Raw genomic sequence first — 26,525 nt, 5'->3', positions numbered from 1 at the left:
TCTTACTCATCTCCTCTCGCTTGAATAGTACACAAGGTACGATAATAGTAAACATGGTACGATAAAACAGCCGCTGGCTGTGCTTTTTCGATTACACTTCGGTGCGACGCACGTTGATTAATTTCACGAACCAAATTAAAGAGGCGATATGAATGAGCAGACGGAGCCGTCGAAACGTGCTTCAGGCGCAGCCCGCGTATCGAATCGCGGCCGTCTCGTCGAAGTCCTGCGACGCCAGGGGCCATTGCCGCGCGTGGAGCTCGCACGCGGCACGGGGCTGAGCTTCCCAGCCATTTCGGCGATCACGTCGAAACTGATCGCGGAAGAGGTGCTGTGCGAGGCCGAGACCGAGACGATGTCCTGGCCCGACGACACCAATGAAGAGGATGCGGACGGCCCGAATGGCCGTCGGCGCGGCCGGCCGGCGGTCCTGTTGACCCTGAACCCGGAGTTTGGCCGTATCGTTGCGGTCTCGCTGCGCATGAATCTGATTGAGACACTGATCGCGGATTTCAGTGGCTCCGGCCTGGCGCAATCGCGACTTGAACTCCCGACGCGCGCACTCGATGCAGGCGCGTTGCGCCAGCTCGTGGTCGAGCAGATCGAGGCCATGCTCGATGCAACGGCCACGCCCCGCCATCGGCTGCTGGGAATCGGGATCGCGCTGCAAGGCATCGTAAATCCTGATACCGGCCGGCATCTGTGGAGCCCGGCGCTCTCGATCACCGACGTCGATCTGGCGAATCCGATCCGTGAGACATTCGGTGTTGAAGTCGTGATGGCGAACGACGCTGTCGCAGTTGCGCTGGCCCTCGCCGCCTCCGAACCGGCACTGGCGCAGGGCCTCTCGGCTACGATCATGGTGGGTCACGGCGTCGGAATGGGCGTCGTTGTCGACGGTGAGGCCCGCTGGGGCGCCGACGCCGGCAGCGAGATCGGCCATGTCAAGCTGGCGCCCGATGGTCCGCAATGCCGCTGCGGTCAGCGCGGCTGTATTGAGGCCTATCTCGCCGACTATGCGCTCTACCGCGACGCTCGCACCTTTCTCGACCTGCCGCCGGCAGCGTCGCAGCAGCCGTCCGAGGCGCAGATGGCATTGCTGCGCGAACGAGCGCAGAGCGGCGATCCCCGCCTCGAGCACTTGTTCCAGCAGGCAGGCCGTTCGCTTGCAGAGGCCGTCGCCGCAACGATCTCGGTGCTGCGCCCGCATCACGTCATTCTGGCGGGCCCCGGCCTGCAGGCATTCGAGATGATGCGCCACGCCTATGAGGAGCGGCTCGAGCAGGCGGTGTTGCCGTGGCTGCTCAAGTCCACGGCGATCTATGTGCGTCCGAGCGAGTCGGCGACAATTGTCGACGGCATGGTCCGGCGGACGCTGCGGATCGTGGACAGAAGCTATATGGAAACGACCGAGTGAACACCGGGAGCTGCGGCCTTTGAGCCGCAGCAACGCAACTGACGCCCTCCAGGCGCAAATCGAGAGGATTCCAATGCAGGGCGCCATCTATCCAAGCCTCAAGGACCGGACTGTACTGGTGACCGGCGGCGGCTCCGGCATCGGCGAGGCCATCGTGCGCCAGTTCGTCGGCCAGGGCGCGCGGGTCGGCTTCATCGACATCGATGTGACGGCCTCAAAGCAGCTGCTGGCCAGCCTGCCCGCGCATGCCAGCGTACAGTTCGAGCACGCCGATCTGCGCGACATCGCCGCCCTGAGACAAGCGATCGCCAATATCCGCGAGGCGTTCGGGCCGATCACCATCCTCGTCAACAACGCAGCCCGCGACGACCGTCATGCGATCGAAGACGTCACGCCCGAATACTGGGACGAGCGGATCGCGGTCAATCTGAAGCACCAGTTCTTCAGCGCCCAGGCAATCGCACCTGATATGATCAAGGCGGGGGGCGGTGCGATCGTCAACATCGGCTCGGTGAGCTGGGTGATCGGCCAGGGCAACATGCCCTGCTACACGACGGCCAAATCAGCGGTTCAGGGCCTGACCCGCGCGCTCGCGCGTGATCTCGGGCCGAGCAACGTGCGCGTCAATTCCATCCTGCCCGGATGGATCATGACCCAGCGGCAGCAAGATCGGTGGTTGACGCCCGAAGGCGAGGCCGAGCTCATGCAGCGCCAATGCCTCAAGCGCAAGCTCATGCCGGACGACATCGCCCGCGTCGTCCTCTTCTTTGCCGCTGACGACAGCGGTGCCTGCACGAACCAGAACTACATCGTCGATGGCGGCTGGGTCTAACTAGATCGCGGACCGTGTTGACCTTAGAGCATGATCCGGACCCGAAGGGCCGCGTTAGCGCAAAGTGTGAAGCGGTTTTCCCTCGCGACAAACGCGGAACGCGTTTGCGCGACGATCATGCGCAAACAAGGAGCTAAAGCGCGATGACGATTCAACCCAATCTCATCGCGCTTTAGTCTTACTGGTCACAAGGTCATTGGGATGTCAGCCATCCTCGTCATTGCGAGCGAAGCGAAGCAATCCATCATGCAGCATACGTGGAAACATGGATTGCTTCGTCGCTATCGCTCCTCGCAATGACGAGCCGCGCAGATTTACAGCCTTTCAGATGAAGGCTTAGGCGCTTGTGACGCAGTAAGATTAGTTAGCGGCGCAGCCGATATCCCGCTGCGTCGCGGTCAGAGGTGTCGGCGGTCCTACCGGCCTCGCGCAGTGTGGCCTTTCGGATCTTGCCGTTCTCGGTGAGGGGCGTCTCGGTGACCACCCGCCGGTGGAAAGCGCTCCGCCGCCTGCGGCCAGATCGGCCGCCCCGCCTGCTGCCCGTCCGCGTCACCTGCCTGCACGCGTCCCTCCGCCTCTAAGCGCCGATATGCCCAGATCGCCGCTGGCCAGCAAGATAGTTTATGCTTAAAGTATTCCCGAAGCTGCCGCCTCAGCAAGGGCTGCGTGCGGGTTCCGGCCGCGATCTGGTGAAGGGCCGGAGGCATCAACAGGAGCACTGCCCGCAATGCGCCGCGACCTTCCCTATCGATCGCCTTCCGATGCCTTCATCGCCACGGCGACAACGCGCCCGGACGCGCCGTTCCTGCTCGCGCCTGCGAGCGCGAAGCTGCCTTACGCACCCGATGGCTTCAAGATCGCGTACGGAGCATTCAAGGCGGAGGTCGACCGTCTGCGCGCGGAATACGCGGCTGCCGGCTATGGCCGCGGCGCGCGGGTTGCCTTGTTGCTCGAAAACCGCCCGGTCTTCTTCCTGCATTGGCTCGCACTCAATGCACTCGGGGTCTCGATCGTCCCGATCAACCCTGATGTCCGTCCCGACGAGCTGTCCTTCCAGCTCGAATTGTCGGAGGCGGACCTGCTGGTGGCAACGCCGGACCGCATCCACGTGACCAAAGATGCGGCACTCGGGCGTGCCCGCCTGATCGACACCGACGGCCGCATTCCATCCTGCGAGAGCGAGGTCATAGCCCAGGATCCCGACTTCAACGCCGAGTGCGCGCTGCTATTCACCTCCGGCAGCACCGGCAGGCCGAAGGGATGCATGCTCTCGAACCGCTATTTCCTGCAGGTCGCCGACTGGTATCTCGCGCAAGGCGGCGTCGCAGCGCTGCAGCCCGACCGCGAAGTCAACCTGACGCCGCTGCCGATGTTCCACATGAATGCGCTTGGCTGCAGCGCCGTCGGAATGATGGTGCTGGGCGGCGCCGTGGTGCCGCTCGACCGCTTTCATGCCAACCGCTGGTGGCAATGCGTAGCCGACAGCGGCGCAACGGTCGTGCACTGTCTCGGCGTCATCCCCGCCATCCTGCTCCAACTGCCGGTGACCGAGGTTGAACGGCAGCATCGCGTGCGCTTTGCCTTTGCGCCAGGTGTCGATGTCCGCCACCGCGCCACCTTCGAAGAGCGTTACCGCATCCCGATCGTCGAGGCCTGGGCAATGACCGAGACCGGGGGCGCCGCGGCCACCACCACCGCGCACGAGCCGGCTGGTTTCGGTGCGCGCTGTGTCGGCCGGCCGTCGGAACGCATGGAATATCGCCTCGTCGACGATCAGGGCGCCGACGTCGCACCTGGCAAACCCGGCGAACTGCTGGTCCGCGCCAAAGGCGATGCCCCGCGCGCCGGCTTCTTCAGCGGGTACCTGAAGGATCAGGAGGCCACCGAAGCCGCGTGGGAAAATGGTTGGTTCCATACCGGCGACCTGGTGTTCGCCGACGAAGACGGGCTGATGTATTTCTTCGATCGCAAGAAGACCATCGTGCGACGCAGCGGTGAAAACATCGGCGTGCTCGAGGTCGAAAGCGCGCTTTATATGGACACGCGCATCGGCGGCTGTGCGGTCACGCCGGTTCCGGACGACATCCGCGGCGAGGAGGTTTTCGCCTTCATCGTCCCGTCCGCAAAGGTCGATGACGCAGACGCGCTCGCCGCCTCGATCGTCCAGAGCTGTGCCGAACGCCTCGCCTATCACAAGGTGCCCGGCTATGTCGCGATCGTCGACGAGCTGCCGTTGTCATCGACGCGCAAGCTCGCACGTGGCGAGATCAAGACGCTGGCGGCTGCGGCAGTTACCGCCAACCGCGCTATCGACATGCGCGCGCTCAAGGCCAAGCTGCGGCACGCCTGAGCCGCCAGGCTGTTGCCGTCACGGCAGCAGCTTGTACTTGCCGTTTTCGATCTGGACCAGAATCCGCGCGCGGTCGTCGACTCCGTGACGGTCAGCCGGCGTGTAGGTGTAGACACCGTGCGCACCGACCAGATCCTTCGTCGTGAACAGCGCCTCGCGCAGCGCATTGCGGAAGGCCGGCGTGCCGGGCGCCGCGCCTGTTGCCTTGGCGCGCTTGGCAGCATCCACGAACACCAGCCAGCCATCAAAGGCGTAGGGAGAAAACGCATCGGCCGGCGGCTCGCCATTGGCTTTTTCATAGGCCGCGCGGAACGCAAGCGCGACCTTGCGGATCGGATTGCTCTCGGGAAGCTGCTCGGCTGCGGTCACCGGCCCGGTCGGACAGATGATGCCCTCTGCCGATTTGCCGGCAAGCCGCAGGAAGTCTGCGCTGATCATGCCGTGATTACCGTAGAGCGGCCCCTTGTAGCCGCGCTCGGACAGCGCGATCACCGGCAGCGCGCCGGGTGTTCCGGTGCCGCCCAGCATGATCGCATCGGGGCGTGCGGAAACTGCGCGCAGCACCTGCGCCGTAACTGAAGTGTCCGAACGCGCATAACGTTCGTTCGCGATGACCTTGATACCGGCCTTCTCTGCGCTTTGCGCGAGCGCATTGTACATCAGATCGCCGAAAGCATCGGAGAAGCCGATGAAGGCCACGGTCTTCACGCCGTGACTCTTCATGTGATCGACGATCCCCTGGACCAGAAGTGGCGTCGGCTGTGGTGTCTGCACCACCCATGGCCCACCCTCGCCGGCCGGCACAGGTGCGATCGGCGAGATCGCCACCATCGGCACCTTCATTTCGATCGCGGCCGTGGCCATCGCAAGCGTCTGCGGAGCACCCGATGTCCCGATCAGGAAGTCGACCTTTTCCTGCTCCACCAGTTTGCGCGCATCGCGCGTCGAGGCCGCCGGGTCGGAGCCGTCATCGAGCTGGATGACGCGGACCTTCTCGCCATCGACCTCGCCGAGATACGCCTGGCCCGCGGCAAGCCCCTTGACGTTCGGCACGCCGATCGAGGACACGGGTCCGCTCAGCCCGGTCACGAATCCGACCAGGATTTCAGCACGTGCGGGCACCACGGCGGCGAACAGCAATGCGCCGCCGATCAAAACTATCTTCTTGTTCATGATCTCACTCGATGTGGACAGAAATCTCTACCCCTGTCCTGCGGGCACCAGCCCAAGCACGCGCAGCGGGCTGCCCGAGCCATTCTGGATCTTCAACGGCGCGGCAAAGATCACCGCACCGGTCGGCGGCAGCTGATCGAGATTGCACAGGCACTGCAGACCGTAGCGTCCGCCACCATGCAGGAAGTGATGCGCCGGATAGGGCGGATTGAGATGACCGCCCTGCCCGGCATCGGTCCCGATCGTCTCGGTGCCGAAGCCGATGATGCCGCGCTCCTCAACCAGCCACCGCATCACGGCGGCATCCGGCCCCGGCGTATGCGCGCCGTCATCCTTCAGGTTGGCGTAGTCACGCCAACCCTTCTTCGACCAGTCCGTGCGCAGCAAGACCCAGTGGCGCGGCGGAATTCGTCCGTGGTTCTTCTCCCAGGCCTCGACATGCGGAACCGTCAGCAGGAAGTCCGGATCCTTTGCGGCCCCAGCGCAGCAATCGATCACGCAGGCCGGCGCGATCATGTCGCTGACCGGCAACGTGTCGACCGAATTGTTGGGCAGATCCTTGCCGGTGAACCAGTGGATCGGCGCGTCGAAATGCGTACCGGTGTGCTCGCCGAAGGTGAGATTGTTCCAGTACCAGGCCGGGCCCGCGGCGTCGTACTGCGAAATCCGCTGGATGCGTACCGGCGCGGCCTGGCCGAACTCGGGCGGCAGCACGATGACCGGAAAATCGGGGCTGAGCGTAAAGGTCAGGTCAACGACACGCACCGCACCCGATGCGACCGCGCCTGCAAATTGCACGAGACTGTTGCTGTCCATTTGCGCTTCTCCCATTATTCTTTCGACAAGCTTTGCTTATGTCCCCAGCTCACGCTCGACCGCCTTGGGATTGGCCGCAAGGCGCTGGCGAAATTCCTCGGCGACATCCCCCACAAAGACGTCTTCGAGCCCACGCTTGAGCGCCGACACAATTGCGCCCGCGACCGCGCGGGGCGCGACCTTCGGCGGAGGCACCGTCTGGAACCACTCGATGTCGAGCGGGCCGGTGAACACGTTCACCACCTTGACGCCGCCGGGTCGAAGCTCCGCGCGCAGGCAATGCGACAGCGAGAGCGCAGCAGCCTGTGAGGCCGAATAGGCGCCGAACACCGGCCAGTTCGCAAGCGCATAAACCGACAGGATATTGACCCAGGCAGCGGCGCTGTTGACGCCGTCAGAGCCGCGCATCCGCATCGCCGGTCCGAATGCCTGCGCCAGATGCACGAAGCCGAGATAGGTCTGGTCGATCTCGTCGCGGACGACGCTGGTACCCTGGCGACCGAGCAGCCCACCGGCGCGCACGTGCTCGGTGGTGTTCACCAGGATATCGACCTTGCCGCCAATATCGGCCGCGAGATCCGCGACCGACTTCTCATCGCCGATGTCGAGCGGCACGATCTCGACGCCTTCGAGCGCGCGCAACGCCTCCTCGCCGCGAAACGGCTTCCACGGTTCGGCGACGCCGACGAACACGATCGACGCACCGGCCGCCTTCAATGCGGTGACCACCTCCTGGCCGACGACGCTCCGCCCATTCGTCACCAGAACGCGCCGGAATTTCGGATCGGCGGTCATCTCACGCCACTGCCTGTCGTCCGTCATGTTGGGGGTCTCACGTTCGGGGTGCGCGAAGGCCACAGCCTGCCCGCTCTTGTCCAGCTGAAACGACATCACAACCGGCTGGCCCTCTTCGCAATCGGCATGCAGGTGTGTCACCAGCCTCGGCCCGCAATCCATCGCGACCAGGCCGATACGCCAGGGCGCGCGCTCGCGGAAATGCACGTCGGCCGGCACGTGCAGCGTGGTTTCGGATAACAACGTGCCGCGTCGCGGCGCATCCGCAAACGCGAGATCCGAGGAAAGGCATGCCGGGCACGCGTCGCGCGCCGGATAGCAGAAGGTGCCGCAGGCGCCGCAACGCTGCAGCATGAAACGCCCCTCGGCGGCAGCGCGCGTCAAGCCATGCGACGCGCGGCTGCGCGGACGCGGCGGCGACGTCGGCAGCCGCGTCCTCAGCAGCGGATTTTTCCGGCGCGGTTTTGCGATCGATTCGATCATGAGCCCGGTCCCGCGAGGATCGCCGCGCCCGAGGCGAGGCCGCGATCATAATTGATCATTCCAAAGCCCGACGCCAACCCGATGCGCGCATCCTTGACCTGCGTCGGACCGGCGAGATGGAGAACCTGGCGCATCGCCTCGACCACTCCGAGATAGGCACCGCCGGCGCCGGCCTGCCCGACCGACAATTGGCCACCCGAGGTATTATGCGGGAAGGATCCGTCGATCGTGAGGTCGTGTTGCCGCACGAAGTCCGGTCCTTCGCCCTTGCGACAGAAGCCGAGATCCTCGAACTGCATCATCGAGATCACGGGGTAATCGTCATAGGTCTCGACGAAATCGAGATCATCTGACTTGACGCCGGCCATCGCGTAGAGCTCGTCGGCATCCATCGCCCAGCCACCCCGCACCTGGACGGGGTCATCCCCGAACGCGTTGTGGCGCTCGATCGTGGCGAGGATCTTCACGGCCGGCAATTTCAACGACGCGGCGTCATCCTCCCCCATCACCAGGAAGGCCTCGGCGCCGGCGCATGGCATCACGCAGTCGAACAGGTGGATCGGATCGGCGATCGGCCGCGCCGACATGTATTGTTCGATGGTCAGCGGCGCCTTCATCAACGCGTTGGGATTGCGCAGCGCATTTGTGCGCTGGGCAACCGCGATCTTGCCGAAATCCTCGCGCCGCGCGCCAAAGGTCCGCATGTAGTTGCGCGCGATCAGCGCAAAGCTGGCATTGGCGCCGCCGGCGCCGTAGGGATAGACCGCATCCTGGTTGAAGCGCGAGAAATTCTCCAGCGTGTAGCGGAACGAGTCGACATGGTTGGTATCGCCAGCCACGCAGGCCACGATGCGGGCATCGCCCGCCTGCACCGCCCGCGCGGCACGACGCAGCGCGGCAATCGCGCTCGCGCCGCCGAGCGGAATGGTGTCGATCCAGCGCACGCACAAGCCGAAATGCTGGGTAAGGCCGATCCCGCTGTCGAGCCCGCCCGTGAAGCTCGAAATGCAGAACCCGTCGACATCGCGCGGCGTGATCCCGGCACCATCGACCAGTGATTTCAGCGCTCGGCCGATCCACCATTGCGCGCTTTCGATCGAGTAGCGCACGTAAGGGATCGTCACCGGAACCGCCATCACGACCCGGTCATAAGGTGTGCGGATGGAGCTCTGCATCTGACTGCCGGATTCCTGTCGTGAGCCGCTCAGAGCACGGTCAATTTGACGTCGATATTGCCGCGGGTCGCGTTCGAATAGGGGCAACGTTCGTGCGCACCGGCCACGACCTCCTCGGCGACGGCTTTCTCGACACCGGGGAGCCGCACCTTGAGTTCGACTGTGAGCGCGTAGCCAACCGTGACCGGTCCCATGCCGACCCTGGCGGTGACGGTCGGCTCCGCCGACGGCGTGATCTTGCGCATTCGCGCGACAAGCCTCACCGCGCCGAGAAAGCACGCGGCATAGCCTGCGGCGAAAAGCTGCTCCGGATTGGTGCCCGGTCCGCCAGGGCCGCCCAGCGATTTCGGCAGCGACAGCCCCACCGACAACAGTCCGTCGTCGCTAGCGGCCTTGCCGTCGCGTCCGCCGGTCGCGGTGACTTCGGCTTCATACAGAATCTTGTCAGGCTGCAGCATGGGTATCCTCAGCGTGTGGGTTCGGCAGCCCGCGTCCGCGCCACGAGCGCACGAAAATCGTGGCGAGCGCGCTCATTGGCCAGCGCGAAACTCGGACCGCGGCTCGGCTCCGTGCCATTGAGACGCCGCAGCTGCACCCACATCTCCGCGCTCTTCAGTGCTACCGCCGCGCAGTTGACCACGGGCGCATGGCCGATCTGGAAGCCATGCTCGCTCGCGATGAGAAGACCCGGCAACACGCCGGCGGGGATCACGACATCGGCGCCGCGATCGACCAACGGCTGTGCGCAGACCGCGAAGTCGCGCAGCATGCGCGCCTTTGCCTCGACATCGCCGGTGAACGCGGCACTGAAGTCCTCGGGCCGGCAGCCCATACCCGTGACATGCACCACGCGGCCACCCAGGCCATAGCGATCGGCCTGCTCGTAGTGCCAAACCTCGAAAGCCTGATCGAGTGTGACGAGACCGAGGCGACGCCCGAGCTGAGACGCCGCAAGCAGCGTGGCCTCGCCGACGCCGATCACCGGAATCGTCAGCGCCGAGCGCAGTTCGTACAATCCCGGATCCTGGAAATGACCCATGACATAGGCGTCGAAGCCGCGCTCCTGCGCCGCGAGCCCGTTGTCGACCGCCTGGATCGCGCAGCGGAATTCGCTCAAGCGTCCGAAGTCGCGATCGGCGGGCGTAATACCCTCGACATGGACGCTGGTGCCGGGCGCAGCGATCTCGTTCAGGTAAGCTGCAAGCCGCGCCATGTAGGGCGCGCTTGTGGTCTGGTCGACGAAGCTCTGCCAGAAGACGCGCACAGCGATATATCCTGTTCACGGACGAAGGAGCGCCGGAGCGCGATGCCATCCCATCGACGAAAATATTTCAACCACAAAATAATTTTGACGTCAATTCAACGGCACATCCGCCTGCGCTGCGCCTCACCTTGCTGACTTGCCAAAAGGACGGGCAGTTGGCGCCTTTCCCTTTCGCATAAGCGAATTCAGCTTTCGCGGCGGGGTGCGGCGCTGCCGCAAACTTTTCCGCGAACCGCAGGGTTTGTCGTATTGACGTTCCGTCAGGAAATACTTTAGGCTTTAAACAATTGACAGGCATCGGCGCTTGTATGGCGCGCTTCGCACCGATCGTTCCGTTGATAAAGGTTCCTCAATCGTGGCTGAGATCATCGAGCTCGGAACAGCAGGTGCGACGGGCGGCTTCGCATTCGCCGCGACTGGGCATTCCGTTTCAAGACTTGACGATTCAGAACTTGGCGACGTTGGCAGCCACGAAATCGCGCACAAGGCCGGCAAAAACCTGCGGCATCTGATCGGGAAGCGGCACCATGCCTCCTGAGAGCTCGTGCAAGACGCTGCCGCCGATGGCTCCAGCGACCCTTGGAGCCACCGGATGAGCGTGGGGATCGTCTGTCGGAGCTATGACCAGCGTAGGGCACTGGATGTGCCCGAGACGATCCTCCATCCGATAGCGGTTGACCACCCGGTGGCCCTCGGCAGCCATCTCGCCGGCGCGCAGGGCATCGATCATGAAACGCTGCAACAGATCGACATTGCCGTCCGGGTAGAACGGTTGCCGGCGCGCCCAGAGCTCGGCGAGATGCGCGCCGTCGCCCCGCGTCTCGACATCGTCAATCACCCGCGTACCCGCATGCTTGGCACGCCGCGCCGCGTCGACGAAGGGACAGGCCGAGAGCACCAGCGCGCTCACCCGCGCAGGCGCCGAAGCGGCAATCTCGACCGCGATCGCCGCGCCGGTGTGATGGCCGACGATCGCGGCTCGCGGCTCTTCGACCGCGTCCAGCAGTGCGAGCGCACTTTGCGCCCACAATTCGATCGAGGGCTCGCCCGTCGGCCGGTCGGAATCGCCGAAGCCAAGCGTGTCCATCGCGATCGCACGGAAATCGCGGCCGAGCAGCGGCAGCACGTCGCGGTACTCATCCCACGAGCGCGGCGTCTGGTGCAGCAACAGAACGGGGAACCCCGCTCCCGCCATGGCCACGTGGATGCGGCCAAGGCGCGTTGCAATGAAGCGGCGCTCGACGCCGGAGCCTGGTTTGCTGGCGGTCATTTCAAAGCTCCCACGGATCAGATCCCGATCCATACTCACATCTCGCCCATCTAGCGGCTGTTTTCAACAGGGGGAATGCAATGCGCAAGATCTTGAGTTTGATTGCACTCATGGCGGGCCTCGTCGCGGCTTCGACTGCGCGGGCCGACATCAGGGTTGGATTCGTGACGTCGCTCAGCGGACCGGGAGCCTCGCTCGGCATTCCCTACGGACGCGGCATCCAGGCCGCGCTCGAATACAAGGGCGAGGTCAATGGCGAGAAGATCAAGCTGATCCAGCTCGATGACGGCTCCGACCCCTCCGCCGCAAGCCGCGCCGCGCGCAAGCTGATCGAGGAAGACAAGGTCGATGTGTTGATCGGCACCGCGACCACTCCGTCGACCATCGCGATGACGGCCGTCGCGACCGAATTGAAAGTACCGATGATCGCCGTCTCCCCACTTACCGGGCAGCCGGATCCGGCGGATCAATGGGGCATTTCCGTTCCGCAGCCCGCCTCGCTGCTGGTCAAGGTCGTCGCCGACCGCATGAAGCGCGATGGCATGAAGAACATTGGCTATATCGGCTTCTCCGACGCCTGGGGCGATCTCGTCTACAACGGCGCCAAGGCCGCCGAAGCTGCGGATGGACTGAAGGTGCTGACCAACGAACGCTATGCGCGCGTCGACACTTCGGTCACCGGGCAGATCCTCAAGGTGCTGGCGGCGCGTCCCGATGCCGTGCTGATCGGCGGATCGGGCACACAGGGCGCGTTGCCGCTGCTGGCGCTGAGCGAGCGTGGCTTCAAGGGCAAGACCTACGGCACCGTCGCGTTGGTCAATCCAGATTTCGTGCGCGTCGGCGGCAAGGCCGCGGAAGGCATCCAGGTCTCCGCAGGTCCCGTCATCGTGGCCGAGCAGCTTCCGGACAATCATTTCGCCAAGAAGCTCGCGCTTGAATTCCGCGCGGCCTACCAGAAGGCCAACAACATGCCGACGACGGACGGCTTCTCGGCCTATTCCTTTGACGGCTGGAGAATCTTCACCACCGCTGCGGAGCGCGCGCTGAAGACCGCGAAACCCGGCACCGTCGAATTCCGCAAGGCCCTGCGCGACGAGATTCTCAACACCAGGGAACTCGACGGCGTGCACGCCGTCTACAACTTCAAGGCCGGCGCCTATCACGGCGTCGACGAGCGCGCCCTGGTGATCGTGCGTCTGATCAACGGCGCCTGGACCTACGAGCCCTGAGCGAAAGATAGCCAAGGAAGAACGGCCGAGACCATGACGGCAGATATCGCAGCGATCCTTGCGATCGACGGGATAGCGACCGGGGCGATTTACGCCCTGGTGGCGATCGGGACCGTGCTGATCTTCACCGTCACACGGGTGATCTTCATTCCATTCGGCGACATAGCGGCCTTCACCGCGCTGACGCTGGCGGCGCTCGACGCCAAGCAGCTTCCCGGAACGGTCGGGCTGGTCGTCGTGCTCGCTTGCATGGCCTGCGTCATGGAGGTGACGTCACTGGTGCGCGCCGGCGACCTGCGCTCGGTGCCGAAAGCCGTGTTCGGCTATCTCGTGCTTCCCCTCATCGTGGTCGGGATCGTCTGGTTGACGATGCGCTTCAGTCCGCCGATGCCGGTCAGGATCGTGTTGGCGCTGCTCCTGATCATGCCGGTTGCGCCGCTGCTCGATCGGATCGTATTCCGCCCGATCGCGGACGCCTCGGTGCTGCTGCTGCTCACGGTCTCCGTCGCGCTTCACTTCGCGCTGGTCGGCCTTGGCCTGTTGTTCTTCGGCCCTGAAGGCGTCAGGACCGAGCCGCTGACCTCGCTTGGGATAGAGATCGCCGGCGTTCAGGTGCCCGGGCAGACTGTCTTGATCCTGTTGGCGGCGTTGATCTTCAGCGGTCTTTTGCTGCTGTTCTTCGACTTCACCTTGCTCGGCAAGGCGCTCCGCGCGACGGCCTTCAACCGGACCGGCGCGCGGCTGATGGGGATCAGGCCGGCGCGCGCCGGGACCATCGCCTATCTGCTGGGATCGCTGATGGCCGGCGTATCCGGAATCCTGATCGCTCCGGTCAACACGATCTTCTACGATTCCGGCTTTCTGATCGGCCTGAAGGCCTTCGTCGGCGCCATCATCGGCGGCATAGTCAGCTATCCGGGGGCAGCGCTCGGCGCGTTCGGCGTGGGCATTCTCGAAAGCTTCGCCTCATTCCAGAGCAGCACCCTGAAGGACGTCATCGTGTTCTCGCTGCTGATCCCCGTCCTGCTCTGGCGTTCGCTCGCCTCGCAGCATTCCGAAGAGGAAGTCGAGGAATGACCCGGACGCAAATCCGTCTCATCGTCGCAGCGGTGATCGCCTGCTTCGTCGTCGCGCCCGTGGTGCTGAATCCCTTCAGCATCACATTGATGAACTACATCGGCATCTACTCGCTTGCGGCCATCGGGCTCGCGTTGTTAACCGGGGTCGGCGGCATCGTATCGTTCGGCCAAGCGGCTTTCGTCGGGATTGCAGCCTATTCCACGGCGTGGGTCAGCGCCCTGAACGGCTATTCGCCCTGGCTTGGACTGGCGCTGGCAATCCTCCTGACCTGCAGCGTCGCGGCGATCCTGGGCCTTGTGACGCTGCGCCTGCAGGGGCACTTCCTGTCGCTGAGCACGGTTGCGTGGGGATTGGCGATCGCATTCCTGTTCGGCAACATCGAGGGGCTCGGTGAGCATAACGGCATCTCGGGCATTCCGCCGATCTCGATCGGTCCGTTCGCTCTGGTCGAGAGCTGGCAGATCTATTTCCTGATCTGGGCCATCGTCGGGGTGGTCCTGCTCGTCTGCTACAATCTCCTGGACTCGCGCATCGGCCGCGCGATGCGCGCGCTCCGCGGCGGCAATACGCTGGTCGAAAGCCTCGGCATCAACGCATTCCAGATCAAGCTTGTGACATTCGTCATCGCCGCGTTCCTCGGCGCGCTGTCCGGTTGGCTTTATGCACATCTCGGCCGCTTCGTCAGCCCGGGACCGTTCGATGCCAGCATGGGCATCGAATATCTGATGATGGCGATGGTGGGTGGCGCGGGCAGCGTCCTGGGCGGCGTGGTGGGTGCTGCGATCGTCACGCTGCTGAAGAATTCCGTGCAGGACTATCTCCCGCTGATCGCGAAAGGCGCCTCGGGCCAGCTCGAGATCGTCGTGTTCTCTGCGCTGTTCATCCTGTTTCTGCAGCGGGCGCGGCAAGGCATCGTGCCGCTCGTCGCAGGCTTCCTGCCGGACCTGAAATTGTCCCGTCCGCAGCCGGCCGCCCCCCTGCCGCACCGCGAGCAGCCGGCGCCGGGCACGCTCTTGCTCAAGGTCAGCGGCGCGCAACGGCGGTTCGGCGGCCTGGTCGCCGTCAACAATGTCAGCTTCGAGGTGCGGTCCGGCGAAATCCTCGGCCTGATCGGACCGAACGGGGCCGGCAAGACCACGATGTTCAATTTGCTCACCGGCGCGCTCCGCACCAACAGCGGCGAGATCGCCTTCGCGGGCCGGTCGATTGCCCGAGACCAGCAATTCCGCATCGCCCGGTCCGGAATCTCCCGCACCTTCCAGCACGTCAAATTGCGCCCGCGCATGACGTTGCTCGACAACGTGCTGCTCGGCACCTATTCGCGCACCAAAACCGGTCTGCTCGCCGGCGCGTTGCGGCTGAACCAGGCGGAGGAAGCGAGCGCGCGTTACGAGGCCTTGCGGCAGCTCGAGCGGGTCGGCCTTGGCGAGAAGCCGTTCGAGCTCGCCGGCAACCTGCCGCTCGGCAATCAGCGCGTGCTCGAGATCGCCCGTGCCCTTGCTGCGGATCCGACGCTGCTCGTGCTCGACGAGCCCGCGGCGGGCCTACGCCGCCAGGAGAAGCTGAAGCTTGCCGAGCTGCTGCGGTCGCTGCGCGCGGACCACCTGACCATCCTCCTGGTCGAGCACGACATGGAGTTCGTGATGTCGCTGGTGGACCGCATCGTCGTGCTCGATTTCGGCTCCAAGCTCTGCGAGGGCGGGCCGGCGGCGATCCGCGGCGACGTCCGCGTGCAGGAGGCTTATCTCGGAGGTGTCGCGTGACGCAGATGCTTTCGATCGAGAATGTGTCCGTCTCCTATGGCAAGGTGGAGGCCGTGCGAAACGTCTCGCTGTCCGTCGAGCAGGGACAGATCGTGACCGTGATCGGCCCCAATGGCGCCGGGAAGACGACCCTGCTCATGGCGGCGATCGGCCTGTTGCGGTCGACGGGACGAATGATCTTCCAGGGGGCCGATCTGTCGAAGGTCGACGTCGAGGGCCGTGTCGAGCGCGGCCTCTGCCTCGTCCCTGAGAAGCGCGAGCTGTTCGCGGACATGTCGGTCGCTGACAACCTGCTGCTCGGCACCTATAGCCTGCGCGATCGCTCGGCGACGCGAAAGTGCCTCGATGACGTATTCGACCGCTTTCCACGCCTGAGGGAACGCAGCAAGCAGGCTGCCGGCACGTTGTCGGGCGGCGAGCGGCAGATGCTGGCGCTCGGCCGCGCGCTGATGGCGAAGCCGAAGCTGCTCGTGCTCGACGAACCGAGCCTTGGGCTCGCTCCGCTCATCGTCCGCGAAATCTTCCGCACCATCGCCTCGCTGCGCAGCCTTGGCGTATCGGTCCTGCTCGTCGAGCAGAACGCGCGGGCTGCGCTCGAGACCGCGGATTACGGCTATGTGCTGGAGACCGGCGAGATCACCCAGTCGGGACCGGCCGACACCCTGATCCACGACCCGAAGCTGATCGCGGCCTATCTCGGCGGCCACTAGAGACCAGGGGCGGGACCAGAAACTGCAAAACAACCCCATGCAAAGTAGCAATGGGGCCTCGCATCATCCGACACGCTAAATCTGGCACGCGCGTACTGATAAAATCATCGTCGATGTCCGGTTCGCCCCGACACCGACCGCCTTTGTGCAATGGCAGCAAATGTCGCGAAGGGCCATGAACGGGCATCTGCTCAAGTCCCCCTCATTGTCACTCCTCCCGATACCGGGACAGGTCCTCTGCGGGCGGCCCGCTCTATTCCGGAAAAAAGCCGGCGCCAATCAAACCGCTCATGCCGTCAGCCTTGAAGCTCTTCACATAGCTCCACTTGTGCGACGGCTGGGTCTGACCTGGCTTCGGAAACATGTAATCAACCCAGCCGGCCCCACTTGTCTGCACCTTCTTCAAGAACTCGTCGTGGAACATCTTTCCGTTTGCATCCTTTTCGCCATGGGGATTGGTCCCCTCGCGCTTGGGAAATGCCGGGTTGAGCACGACGTTGAGGTGATCGTCATAGGCGAAGAGATAGGTATTGCCGAACCACCACTCGCTGTCGCGCTTTCTAAATTCGTCGAACGCGGCCCGCCCACGTTGATGGATGAGAGCCGCCGCTCTATTGACGAGGTCTTCGATCCGTCTGGCTTGATCGGACGGTGGCGGCGCATCTTGTGAGTGCGCTGTGCTCGATATCATGAGGGCGGCCAGTACGGCGCAAACTGTGAGTGACTTGATCATCACGTTTCTCCGTCTTTGGACAGAACCATCTGAGCATCGGCTATGAACGACGTCAACCAGGCGGCGACCATCGGCTCGGAGTGAACTTCCCGCAACAGTCGCAGGCACGACTTCGCTTCATCATCGCGCCCGAGATGGCCACAGAGGCTCAGCTTCAGCCGAAGCGCCGGTGCCCCGGTATTTTCCTGCAGCGCATGATTCGATAGCGTACTCAAATGCGCCGAGCGCGGCTTCGACGTCCCCAGGAAAAAGGCCAGCGTGTGACCGGCAGCTGTAAGCACTCCGGGGTCATCCCTGGCTTCGACGATCGCCCGCCGTGCGATGCTAGTCGCCTCGTCAACCTCAGACCCGACGGGGGTTCCAGTGCCGCGCGGCAGCGTTATCCGGGGAGACGGCCGGACTTTTCATAGCCGGCCGTGTGCGCTGAAGAGTACCATGGCGAGGTGCCGGAGGAGTACGAAGATGAAGCGTCATCCGCTACGCCGAGCTGTTCAGGTCGTAATCGCCGTCGTAGTAGCGATGGCCTGCGAAAAATTCATCGAATGCCCGGTGCGCGCCCAAGCTCCCGACGGAAACCAGGTTGTCATCCGATATCTGAACGATCCCGGCGCCGTACGTAGTTTCGAAATTGCCGAGGCTTTGGGCTTCTTGAAGGACAAGGGTATTCGCATCGAATCGAAGGGAGACTCGCACGGCGGGCCCGAAACATTGGCTGCGCTGCTGTCAGGCTCCATCGATGCAGGCGGGATAGCCACCCCCGCGGTGATCAATGCCGTCGCTGGTGGCGCGAAAATACTCTGTGTTATGCCTGCCTTAGGCATCAACAAAGACATAAACAGCAAGCTCTTCGTGCTGGATGGCAGTTCAATCAAAGCTCCGTCGGACCTCAAGAACAAGTCTATTGCTGTAAACGCGATAGGTGCTCACCTCGATTATTCGATCCGTGAATATCTGCGGATGCACGGCCTCAACAAGGACGACGTGAAGCTGGTCAAGGTCGCCGGACCGAAGCTCGACCAAACATTGCGCGAGCGGCAAGCAGACCTGGTGGCCGTCGGCGCCTGGCAGGGCTCTATCGCCACAGCGATTGCGGCGAAAGGTGGTGTAAGGGTGATGTTCACCGATTACGATGTTCTCGGCGATCTCGTGCTCGGCAATATTGTAATGAACAAAACCTTCATCGATCAACACCCCCGGATCGTGAGGGAGTTCGTGACCGCTTCCGCCAAGGCGGGCGACTGGGCGAGTGCGCACCCCGACGAAGCGAGGAAAATGCTTGCTGATATACTGAAGAAGCGGGGCGACGATCCAGCAGCGGCAGCTGCCTGGTCTGGCTACGGCCTGCCGCGGCACGCGCTCTATAGGGATCGCGATGTCAAATTCTGGCTCGACGTGTTGGAGCGGGACGACAAGATTAAGCCCGGCCAACTCGATCCGAAAGATATCGCCACCAACAAATACAACGCCTATGCAGAGATTTCGCGGCACTAACTTCACAAGACGGATGACGATTGCTTGATCGCTACAATTTCCAGATGTTCGGCTGCGATGCTGGTTGGGCCATCCGTCACATCGTTATCTGCGGTGTAAAGCTGCTCCAAGTCACGTCGAAAGATACCCTGGCCGGCTCCGCCGCACCCAGAGCGCCGCTATTCCATCATCCCGTCGGCATCGGAGGTCTACTCGGGCAACCCCGCTTTGCGAAGGCCCTCGATCAACAGCCTCGAGTTCGATTGTCCGCCCCGCGCGATCCAGGCAGATATTGTGAAGGCGGGATCGACCTCAAGCAGACACGCCGCCGCCTCGCGCGCCTCGGCGGCGCGTCCGAGATGGGCGAAAGCGGAGGCGAGACAGCGGTAAGCCGCCGAATGGGACGGAGTCTGACGCAGGGTTTTCCTCGCCGCGGCGATGGTCTCGTCAAAACGACCAAGCTCGATAAAGGCCTGCGCCATCCCTACAAACAGCTGAGGGAGCCGCGAATCCACCGGGCTCATGCGCATCGCGCGTTCAAAGCTTTGGACCGCTTCCTCCAGCAGCCCCGCTATTTTGTAGACCCAACCTCTGCAGAACCACGCGTTGAATGAATTGGGATTGAGTGCGATCGCCCGGTCTACCAATTCGATCTCACATTCACGATCGCCGACCATGAACGCCGAGGTAACGGCAGCCAGAGCCATCGTTTCCGGATCACCACCGTCGATGCTCAAGGCCAGGCGAACAAGCCGAACGGCTTCTCTGCGCTCGAATTCAGGATCACCGGCATAGCCCCAAATGACGTTTTGCATGTGGAGGGCACCGGCCACAGCGGCGACATGGCCGAACCGGGGGTCAAGCTCCAAAGCGCGGTGAGCCAGTGTTAACGCACTCGCCACGGCTTCGCGGGTCAACGGATAGTGCTGTTGCATCGCTCGGAGAAAAAAATCATAGGCACTGGGGTTCTCCGGTCGCCGCCGCGCCGCTGTTTCAAGTTCGGCTTGAAACAGCTTTGGCTGAATGGCAGAGACAACCGCGATCGCAACTTCGTCCTGAAGCGCGAAAACGTCGGTCAGGTCACGCTCGAACCTGTCCGCCCAAATATGCGCGCCCGTCACTGCGTCAATCAACTGTCCCGTGATGCGGACTTTCCCCGCCGCCTTGCGCACGGACCCCTCAAGGATATAGCGCACACCGAGGATGCGCCCGACTTCCTTGATATCGACGGTTCGGCCCTTGAAGGTGAAGCTCGAATTTCTGGCGATTACGAACAGCCGTTTGAACCGCGACAGCGCCGTCGTGATCTCCTCGACCATTCCGTCGGCGAAATATTCCTGCTCGGGATCGCCGCTCATGTTCTCGAACGGAAGCACGGCGATGGAGGGCTTGTCGGGAAGCGCAAGAGCGCTTTCGGGCGCAGCTTCGCCGGGATTTGGGCCCGCAGCTTCTTCCACCTCCCGCACCTGTCCGACGAAACGGAATCCCTTGCGCGGCAAGGTCTTGATCAGGCGCTGCTGCTCCCCGGAATCGCCGATTGCGCTTCGCGCGGCATTCAGCCGGGTCGTCAGTGCTGCGTCCGAAACGGAGCGTCCGTTCCAGACGGCATTGATGAGGTCGTCCTTGCCGACGACGCGCTCCCTGTTGCGGATCAGGTAATCGAGCAGGTCGAACACCTGCGGGGCGACGGCGACGACGTCAGCGCCGCGATGCAACTCGCGCCGGTCAGTGTCGAATGCGTACTCCCCGAAGAGATAGCGCAAGACGCGAATCCCGCTGGATGGGGGCCCCCGACAACCGGGCTTTGGCCTCGCTGGACGTCGCAAGAATAAGCTGCCGGTAAGGAAAATGTAAGCGGCCGGTCAAGCGTGCCCGCCGATCTCGCGGCACCTTCATGCCAGTGACGAGACACCGTCCCGGGAGAGCATCGCAATGAGTACGAGGCACGGCACAGCGTGGCAGGACTGGACATCCCCATCGACCCGGCAGGTCACCAGCTTCATACGGAAATATTGGCGTGCCTTTCACGTTCGCCGCGAACGCCAAAAATCGCGCACAGCCTCGTCCGAATTAAGTGACAGCGAGCTGATCGACATCGGCACCACGCGCGGTGAGAACATCGCCTCGGGCATCCGATCCGGCGAATGGCTGCGATACCTGCCAACGGTGGATGGCCAAATTGGGCCCATTGACTTTCGTTGCGAGCGCTGGCGGCAGCATTAGCGGATTCGCTTCAAGACTAATTTCCTATACCAAGCAAATTGGGGGCGCCTGTGAAGCTTTGCACCGTAGTCACCGCGCTGTTGGTCGTACATTGCTGGCCGACCTTGGCACAGCAGAACGGCGCCGGCCTTTATGTCCAAAGTTGCGCTGGGTGCCATGATGCCGCCGCGGACCAGCAAGGCCGTATGCCTGGTCGCGAGGCACTGCACCAATTGTCGTTTGAGCATGTTCTCCAAACAATCACATGGGGTAGCATGGCAGAAATGACGAAGGGGCGGACTGATGAGGAACGCAAAGCAATCGCGGCCTTCGTGACCGGCTGGAATGCAGAGCCCGCTAAAGCCGAGGTCCCAGCGGAGTGCGCCGAGCGCCCGCTTTCCTTCAGCGGAGCGCTGGACGGGCCACGGTGGAACGGCTGGGGCGCCGATCTCAACAATAGCCGCTTTCAGCCGGCTGAGGCGGCGCGGCTTGCTCCAGATCAGGTGTCAAAACTGCAGCTAAGGTGGGCGTTTGGATTCCCGGGGGCGCCTTCACACGCCCAGCCGACTGTCATTGGCGGAGTACTGTTCGTCGGGGGACCGGATAGCAAGGTACATGCCCTCGATGCCAAGAGCGGGTGCACAATTTGGACGTACTCGACCGAGGCTCCGGTGCGGACAGCGATCAGTTTCGGTCAGCTTGCGGGATCAGATCAGTTTGCAGTGTTTTTTGGAGACGGGCGAGCCAACGTCTACGCCGTAAACGCAATAACCGGCGCGTCGCTCTGGATGGTTAGGGTGGAGGATCACCCCGCCGCCAGAGTGACCGGAACGCCGGTTTTCTTTTCGGGGCGCGTGTACGTACCGGTTTCCTCGTTCGAGGAAACCACCGGGTCGCGACCTACCTACGAATGCTGCACCTTCCGCGGCAGCGTCGTGGCGCTCGATGCCGCCACCGGCCGCCAGATCTGGAAGTCCTACACAATTCCGGAGACCCCGCATCCCACGACCACGAATGCCATCGGAACGCAGCTTCATGGTCCTTCCGGTGCGTCGGTTTGGTCTTCTCCCACGATCGATGTCCAGCGTCAGGCGCTCTACGTGGCTACGGGGAATTCCTATTCGAATCCGCCATCGGATATGAGCGATGCCATCGTCGCGTTCGACCTGAAAACGGGCGGGATGCTTTGGCATCGGCAGGCGACGCCGAAGGACAGCTTCGTCGTAGCTTGTTTTGGCTTGGACAAGACCAACTGCCCCGAAGACCATGGCCCAGATTACGATTTCGGTCAGTCACCGATCCTGGTGACATTGTCCGACGGACATCGTGCTCTGGTCGTCGGTCAGAAGTCTGGCGTCGTTTATGCGTTCGATCCCGACCAGGAGGGGAAGGTTCTCTGGCAGACGCGGACAGGAAAAGGTGGACCACTGGGTGGCAGCGAGTGGGGCTCTGCCGCGGACCAAGACCGGATTTACGTCGCAAACTCCGATATTCGATTTCTCCGTGACGGGACGCTGCGTCTCGACCCGAATGCCGGGGGTGGCCTTTTCGGCCTGAATCTGGCCGACGGCAAAATAAGCATGCAGGTGCCACCCGTCCCTTGCGGGAATCGTGATCGGTGCAGCCCTGCCCTTTCTGCAGCGATCACCGCGATTCCCGGTGTTGTATTCTCGGCAGGACTGAGCGGGTTTTTGCGCGCCTACGCCACGGACAGCGGACAGCCCCTCTGGGAGTTTGATACGGCGCGCGACTACACCACGGTGAATGGCGCCTTGGCGCACGGCGGCGCTATGGACGGCCCCGGCCCCGTAATCGTGGACGGCATGCTCTACGTCAATTCCGGATACTCACGATTGAGCGGCATTCCCGGCAACGTTCTGCTAGCGTTTGGAGTAAGCGGTCAGTGACACACGTCCGAGGTGTCGCGGCATGGCCATGCCTTCATCGACCGGGTGCTCTACTCGCCAAAGGAATGGACTAGCCAGGCCGAACTCAAAGAGTCAAAACCTCTGTGACGAGGTACTAGCCGCTCACGTTTGCGGGCATGTGACGCGCGGACATCGCAGCTATCAATCGGGCAGCCCCGCTTGTCGTAGCGCATCCGCATACTTCGCGACGTCGTCGAGGTTCCGGTACGGACCCAGCACAGTGTTCAGGGTCGAAGGGCGTAGTGCCGGATCGATCTCGTGCAATCGCGCTGCCAGTCTCGTTGCCTCGTCGCAACGGCCGGCAAGCACGCCGCTTGCGGCACCGATACGCAACGCGGCGTGGCTATCCGGCCGGCTGCGCAACGCCGTCGCCGCCCAAGCGTACGCTTCGTCATAACGGCCGGCAAAGAAATGAGCATGGGCTGTCCCTTCCTGCGGCCAGAACTTGCCTGGATCGACGGGGCTCAGCCGCATGGCGCGTCCAAAGTGCTCGATGGCCAAGTCTGCCTGCCCGAGCCAGAGCCGCGACCAGCCGCTATGGGCCCATGCGGCCCCGAGGTTCGGGTTCAGCGCCAGCGCGCGGTCAATCATGGCGACGCCGTCATCGAGGTCTTTAGCGACATAGGCCAACGAATGCCCGATGTGCACGAATGCGATCGCGTCGTTCTTGCCCAGTTGCATCACGCGGCGGGCCAGCCTCCTGACCTCAGCGATCTCTTGATCACGATCAACAATCCAGCCGAACCCCTTGCGCACGCTGAAACGCATCGCCGCAGCGCCGTAGGGCGTCGGGAATTCAGGATCGAGTTCGATCGCCCTGTAGAACAGGCGAAGCGCTGCTTCACTCCCCTCTCTCGTCCACTTGTAGGCTTCCGCCATTCCTCGAAGATAGAGATCATACGCGCCTAGATTCTCCGTCGGCTTGCATTTGGCGTGCTCGAGCTCGGCCACATACACGTGGTCGGCGAGAACAGCGACAATGGTGCGCGCCACATCCTCCTGGACTGCGAAGATGTCCTTCAGCTCTCGGTCATAGCGCTCGGCCCAACGATGCGCCCCGGTCAGGACATCGATCAGCTGTGCCGTGATCCAAACCCGCCCTCCGTCACGCCGAATGCTGCCTTCGAGCAGGTAGCGCACATCGAGCTCCCGACCGATCTGACGGACGTCGACGGTCTTGCCCTTGTACGTGAAGGACGAGTTGCGGGCGATGACGAACAGCTGAGAGAACCGTGACAGCTCGGTGATGATGTCTTCGGTGATGCCGTCGCTGAAATAATCCTGCTCCTTGTCCCCCGACAGATTAGCGAAGGGCAACACAGCGACGGACGGCATGTTGGTTGGAGCGCCGGACGGCGTGTCCGCTTCGTTCCGGATCTCGCGGCGGGGCGGCCATTCTGGGTGAGCGAGGTGGCTCGCGTTCTTTCCGTCCAGAGCCATAGCTGGCGAACCAGCCGGCGGCCCCTGCGCCTCTTGCACGATGCCCACGAAGCGGAAGCCTTGTCGCGGCAGGGTCTTGATCAAACGCTGCTCTTGCCCGGAATCGCCGATTGCCTGTCGGGCGGCATTCAGGCGCGTCGTGACCGCTGCATCGGAAACGACGCGTCCATCCCAAATCGCGTCGGCAAGGTCGTCCTTGCTGATGACGCGATCCCTGTTGCGGATCAAGTAGTCAAGCAGCGCGAAAACTTGTCGCGTCGTCGGGACAAGCTCAGGCCCGCGGTGCAGCTCGCGCCGCTCGGTATCCAACGAACAATTTTCGAAGAAATAGCGCAAGGCACCATTCCCCAAATGGCCGTCTGCTCGCCCGAGCTGCTCAGGCCGGCATGGAAAGAATAAGCCGCCGGTGAGGAAAATGTAAGCGGTATGTCAAGCAGCCCTTCCGGCGTCCTGTCAACTTGATGCAGAGGAAAATCCGTCGGGAGATGTCCAATGGACACGCCCTACATTGTGGTTGGATCTCCGCATGCGATTGCGCCGGCACGTCCGCGCTTTGCAGTCATCGGCAGGTGCTGGGCCGCCCTCCTGGATTGGAAGTTGCGCGTCCAGATACGGGTCCGCCTGAACAATCTGAGTGACCACGAGCTACAGGATATCGGTATTGCGCGCGGTGAGATCGACTATGTCGCCTCGCATCGCGCGGTCGATCCGCGGAGCGCCGTCTATCCTCCATGAGCAGAGGTGCTCGGCTTCAGGAATCCCCGCGACGAGCGTCGCATTGCGAAGAGGCTGTGTCATGTCCACAAGAAAGACTCCTCTCGAGACGATCGAACAGACACTTGGCGCATTTCGGGTCCAGCCTGACTGGTATGAGGAATACTGGCTACTGCCGAAGACAACTGCTCCGTCCGATATGGCGGGATGGCTGCGCCGGACGTCCTGGCTTCTTAGTCCACCCTGTTGGCAAGCTATCGCTGCAACGGTGACGACCTTCGTCAGCGCCGAATACATGAGGCGCTTACGACCTCGGCAAGGACCATGACGCCAGCGACGGAAGTGACGCGATCACATTGGCTCAATGCCGATACGCGCACGTCCGCTCCTACTGCCACATGCTCCAAGCCATAAGTGCGCTCGTTAAGTGGCCTCCATTGTCGCTCTCCCTTTGATTTAGCTCATTTTCCTTCACGTCAGTTCAACTCGTCATCGCTTACACGACGAGGACATGGATGCGCAGCCGGCAGGATCAGGCCGCCAAAGTACAGCAGGCCACCGCCGCAAATGAAGCGGCATCGCAAGTAGGGCAACGAGAAGTCGATCACGGCTCGCAGGCTAGCTCTTGATCGAGGTCTGCAGTCGGGCGTGATCTAGTACCCGGAATCAGAGTTGATTGATACGGCGGCCCTTGAAACGGCGTTGACGGATCTTTTTCTTGGTCCAGACGAAGGGCTCGGCTTTGTCGTTGTAGGCGTTGACGTAGGCATCGATGTGTTCCTGAAGCTGCTTGAGGCTTGTGAAGGAGGTGCCGCTGAGCGACTGCCCCTGCAGGATTGAGAACCATACCTCGATCTGGTTGAGCCAGGACGCACTCGTCGGTGTGAAATGGAATTGCACATTGGGATGGGCCTTGAGCCAGCTCTCATTCTTCTTGTGGGTGTTGAGGTTGTCGAGGATGACGTGAAGCTTTCGGCCCGGAAAGGCCGCGGTGAGGCTGTTCATGAAATCGAGAAACTCGACACGGCGACGGCGTTTTGAATGCGTAGCGATGATCTTTCCGGTGGCGACTTCGAGCGCTGCAAACAATGTCGTGGTGCCATGCCGCTTGTAATCGTGGCTCTGGCCGGTCAAGGCGCGGCCATTGGGCAACTTCAGATAGCCCTGCGCTCGCTCCAAAGCCTGGATCGAGGGCTTCTCGTCCACGCAGAGCACAATAGCCTTCGCCGGCGGGGCGACGTAAAGGCCAACGACATCGGCGGCTTTGGCCGTAAAGTTCGGGTCGTTGCTCTCACACCAGGACTTGCGAGCCGCGAGGTCAATCTTGTGGCTGCGCAGGAACCGCCAGACATATTGGACGTCAACATCGCCTAGCGCCTCGGCCAGCAGAGGGCCGGTCCAGCGCGCAAACCCTTGCGGGGGCGGCTTATCCAGCAGCTTCAGAATCCGCTTGTCGGTCGTCTTCGTATAGATCGGCTGCTTGCCGGGCCGCGGCTTGTCTTGCAGCCCTTCAAGGCCTTGGTCGGCATAGCGATGCCGCCAAACGCTGACAATCCGCGGCTGGACCCCAACTTCCTTGGCGATCGACCGGGTGCTGCGCCCGTCCGCCGCTAACAGGACTATCCGCGCCCGCTTCAAATCGCGCTGCAATGTCATCGGTGAGCGACAACACGCCTCAAGC

The 26,525-nt window shown here is 62.9% G+C and carries 23 protein-coding genes; 11 read left to right on the top strand and 12 right to left on the bottom strand.

Annotated features, from left to right (window positions below):
- The first annotated feature begins 148 nt into the window (after positions 1 to 148).
- The 3 genes from AS156_RS33950 to AS156_RS33940 all read left to right on the top strand — a co-directional run bounded on the left by AS156_RS33950 (position 149) and on the right by AS156_RS33940 (position 4,599).
- Positions 149 to 1,417 carry an ROK family protein gene (locus AS156_RS33950; RefSeq protein WP_066513723.1) on the top strand — a complete coding sequence of 423 codons (1,269 nt, stop codon included), beginning with the start codon at positions 149 to 151 and terminating at the stop codon, positions 1,415 to 1,417.
- A 73-nt stretch (positions 1,418 to 1,490) separates the two neighbouring features.
- Positions 1,491 to 2,249 carry an SDR family NAD(P)-dependent oxidoreductase gene (locus tag AS156_RS33945; RefSeq protein WP_066513722.1) on the top strand — a complete coding sequence of 253 codons (759 nt, stop codon included), beginning with the start codon at positions 1,491 to 1,493 and terminating at the stop codon, positions 2,247 to 2,249.
- A 727-nt stretch (positions 2,250 to 2,976) separates the two neighbouring features.
- Positions 2,977 to 4,599, top strand: a complete 1,623-nt coding sequence (locus AS156_RS33940) for an AMP-binding protein (protein ID WP_066513721.1) — start codon at positions 2,977 to 2,979, stop codon at positions 4,597 to 4,599.
- 18 nt (positions 4,600 to 4,617) lie between these two features.
- Here the strand turns inward: AS156_RS33940 and AS156_RS33935 are convergent, their stop codons facing one another.
- From AS156_RS33935 to AS156_RS33905, 7 genes are all read right to left on the bottom strand, one after another.
- Positions 4,618 to 5,772 carry an ABC transporter substrate-binding protein gene (locus AS156_RS33935; RefSeq protein ID WP_066513720.1) on the bottom strand — a complete coding sequence of 385 codons (1,155 nt, stop codon included), beginning with the start codon at positions 5,770 to 5,772 and terminating at the stop codon, positions 4,618 to 4,620.
- A 27-nt stretch (positions 5,773 to 5,799) separates the two neighbouring features.
- Positions 5,800 to 6,588, bottom strand: a complete 789-nt coding sequence (locus tag AS156_RS33930) for a cyclase family protein (RefSeq protein WP_066513719.1) — start codon at positions 6,586 to 6,588, stop codon at positions 5,800 to 5,802.
- A 36-nt stretch (positions 6,589 to 6,624) separates the two neighbouring features.
- Positions 6,625 to 7,866 carry an SDR family NAD(P)-dependent oxidoreductase gene (locus AS156_RS33925; RefSeq protein WP_082747899.1) on the bottom strand — a complete coding sequence of 414 codons (1,242 nt, stop codon included), beginning with the start codon at positions 7,864 to 7,866 and terminating at the stop codon, positions 6,625 to 6,627.
- Complete coding sequence (locus AS156_RS33920) at positions 7,863 to 9,041, bottom strand: thiolase family protein (RefSeq protein ID WP_066513718.1); 1,179 nt, start codon at positions 9,039 to 9,041, stop codon at positions 7,863 to 7,865. Before AS156_RS33920 ends, AS156_RS33925 begins: the two co-directional genes overlap by 4 nt.
- 29 nt (positions 9,042 to 9,070) lie before the next feature.
- Positions 9,071 to 9,499, bottom strand: coding sequence for an organic hydroperoxide resistance protein (locus AS156_RS33915; protein WP_066513717.1), 429 nt, complete (start codon positions 9,497 to 9,499; stop codon positions 9,071 to 9,073).
- An 8-nt stretch (positions 9,500 to 9,507) separates the two neighbouring features.
- The gene (locus AS156_RS33910; RefSeq protein ID WP_066513716.1) at positions 9,508 to 10,305 is read right to left on the bottom strand and encodes an aspartate/glutamate racemase family protein; all 798 of its coding nucleotides are present in this window, start codon (positions 10,303 to 10,305) and stop codon (positions 9,508 to 9,510) included.
- Between the two features lie 445 nt (positions 10,306 to 10,750).
- Positions 10,751 to 11,575, bottom strand: a complete 825-nt coding sequence (locus AS156_RS33905; protein ID WP_066513715.1) for an alpha/beta fold hydrolase — start codon at positions 11,573 to 11,575, stop codon at positions 10,751 to 10,753.
- 80 nt (positions 11,576 to 11,655) lie between these two features.
- Here AS156_RS33905 and AS156_RS33900 point away from each other — a divergent pair, with 80 nt between their 5' ends.
- Genes AS156_RS33900 through AS156_RS33885 form a run of 4 tightly spaced genes read left to right on the top strand, consistent with a single transcriptional unit; the run spans position 11,656 to position 16,357 of the window.
- Positions 11,656 to 12,804, top strand: coding sequence for an ABC transporter substrate-binding protein (locus AS156_RS33900; protein ID WP_066513714.1), 1,149 nt, complete (start codon positions 11,656 to 11,658; stop codon positions 12,802 to 12,804).
- 33 nt (positions 12,805 to 12,837) lie between these two features.
- Positions 12,838 to 13,881, top strand: a complete 1,044-nt coding sequence (locus AS156_RS33895) for a branched-chain amino acid ABC transporter permease (RefSeq protein ID WP_066513713.1) — start codon at positions 12,838 to 12,840, stop codon at positions 13,879 to 13,881.
- Positions 13,878 to 15,647, top strand: a complete 1,770-nt coding sequence (locus AS156_RS33890) for a branched-chain amino acid ABC transporter ATP-binding protein/permease (RefSeq protein ID WP_066513712.1) — start codon at positions 13,878 to 13,880, stop codon at positions 15,645 to 15,647. Before AS156_RS33895 ends, AS156_RS33890 begins: the two co-directional genes overlap by 4 nt.
- Complete coding sequence (locus tag AS156_RS33885) at positions 15,644 to 16,357, top strand: ABC transporter ATP-binding protein (RefSeq protein WP_066513711.1); 714 nt, start codon at positions 15,644 to 15,646, stop codon at positions 16,355 to 16,357. The genes AS156_RS33890 and AS156_RS33885 overlap by 4 nt, the downstream gene beginning before the upstream one ends.
- Positions 16,358 to 16,610: 253 nt before the next feature.
- Here the strand turns inward: AS156_RS33885 and AS156_RS33880 are convergent, their stop codons facing one another.
- Positions 16,611 to 17,090: a cache domain-containing protein gene (locus tag AS156_RS33880; protein ID WP_066513710.1), complete on the bottom strand. Its 480-nt coding sequence runs from the start codon at positions 17,088 to 17,090 to the stop codon at positions 16,611 to 16,613.
- The gene (locus AS156_RS33875) at positions 17,090 to 17,371 is read right to left on the bottom strand and encodes a hypothetical protein (protein WP_066513709.1); all 282 of its coding nucleotides are present in this window, start codon (positions 17,369 to 17,371) and stop codon (positions 17,090 to 17,092) included. Before AS156_RS33875 ends, AS156_RS33880 begins: the two co-directional genes overlap by 1 nt.
- A gap of 181 nt (positions 17,372 to 17,552) precedes the next feature.
- Here AS156_RS33875 and AS156_RS33870 point away from each other — a divergent pair, with 181 nt between their 5' ends.
- The gene (locus tag AS156_RS33870) at positions 17,553 to 18,581 is read left to right on the top strand and encodes an ABC transporter substrate-binding protein (RefSeq protein ID WP_066513748.1); all 1,029 of its coding nucleotides are present in this window, start codon (positions 17,553 to 17,555) and stop codon (positions 18,579 to 18,581) included.
- Positions 18,582 to 18,769: 188 nt separating this feature from the next.
- Here AS156_RS33870 and AS156_RS33865 read toward each other — a convergent pair whose 3' ends face one another.
- Positions 18,770 to 20,323 (bottom strand): winged helix-turn-helix domain-containing tetratricopeptide repeat protein, encoded by a 1,554-nt coding sequence (locus tag AS156_RS33865; RefSeq protein WP_066513708.1) that lies wholly within the window; start codon positions 20,321 to 20,323, stop codon positions 18,770 to 18,772.
- A 169-nt stretch (positions 20,324 to 20,492) separates the two neighbouring features.
- Between AS156_RS33865 and AS156_RS41530 the strand changes: the two genes are divergently transcribed.
- Both AS156_RS41530 and AS156_RS33860 read left to right on the top strand, forming a co-directional pair.
- Positions 20,493 to 20,783, top strand: a complete 291-nt coding sequence (locus AS156_RS41530; RefSeq protein ID WP_082747897.1) for a DUF1127 domain-containing protein — start codon at positions 20,493 to 20,495, stop codon at positions 20,781 to 20,783.
- A gap of 50 nt (positions 20,784 to 20,833) precedes the next feature.
- Complete coding sequence (locus AS156_RS33860; protein WP_066513747.1) at positions 20,834 to 22,669, top strand: outer membrane protein assembly factor BamB family protein; 1,836 nt, start codon at positions 20,834 to 20,836, stop codon at positions 22,667 to 22,669.
- 162 nt (positions 22,670 to 22,831) lie between these two features.
- Here the strand turns inward: AS156_RS33860 and AS156_RS33855 are convergent, their stop codons facing one another.
- Positions 22,832 to 24,466, bottom strand: coding sequence for a winged helix-turn-helix domain-containing tetratricopeptide repeat protein (locus AS156_RS33855; RefSeq protein ID WP_066513707.1), 1,635 nt, complete (start codon positions 24,464 to 24,466; stop codon positions 22,832 to 22,834).
- 156 nt (positions 24,467 to 24,622) lie between these two features.
- Here AS156_RS33855 and AS156_RS33850 point away from each other — a divergent pair, with 156 nt between their 5' ends.
- Entirely contained in the window at positions 24,623 to 24,865 is a 243-nt protein-coding gene (locus AS156_RS33850; RefSeq protein WP_066513706.1) for a DUF1127 domain-containing protein, read from the top strand.
- Between the two features lie 645 nt (positions 24,866 to 25,510).
- On the opposite strand, the gene AS156_RS33845 is transcribed toward AS156_RS33850, so the two are convergent.
- On the bottom strand, positions 25,511 to 26,525 hold a 1,015-nt coding region (locus AS156_RS33845), incomplete at its 5' end, for an IS630 family transposase (protein WP_082747544.1).

It is taken from the genome of Bradyrhizobium macuxiense (genome assembly GCF_001542415.1).
Taxonomy (GTDB): Bacteria; Pseudomonadota; Alphaproteobacteria; order Rhizobiales; family Xanthobacteraceae; genus Bradyrhizobium; species Bradyrhizobium macuxiense.
The sequence above is the reverse complement of the archived record's forward strand: the minus strand, read 5'-3'. Positions and strand labels throughout refer to the sequence as shown.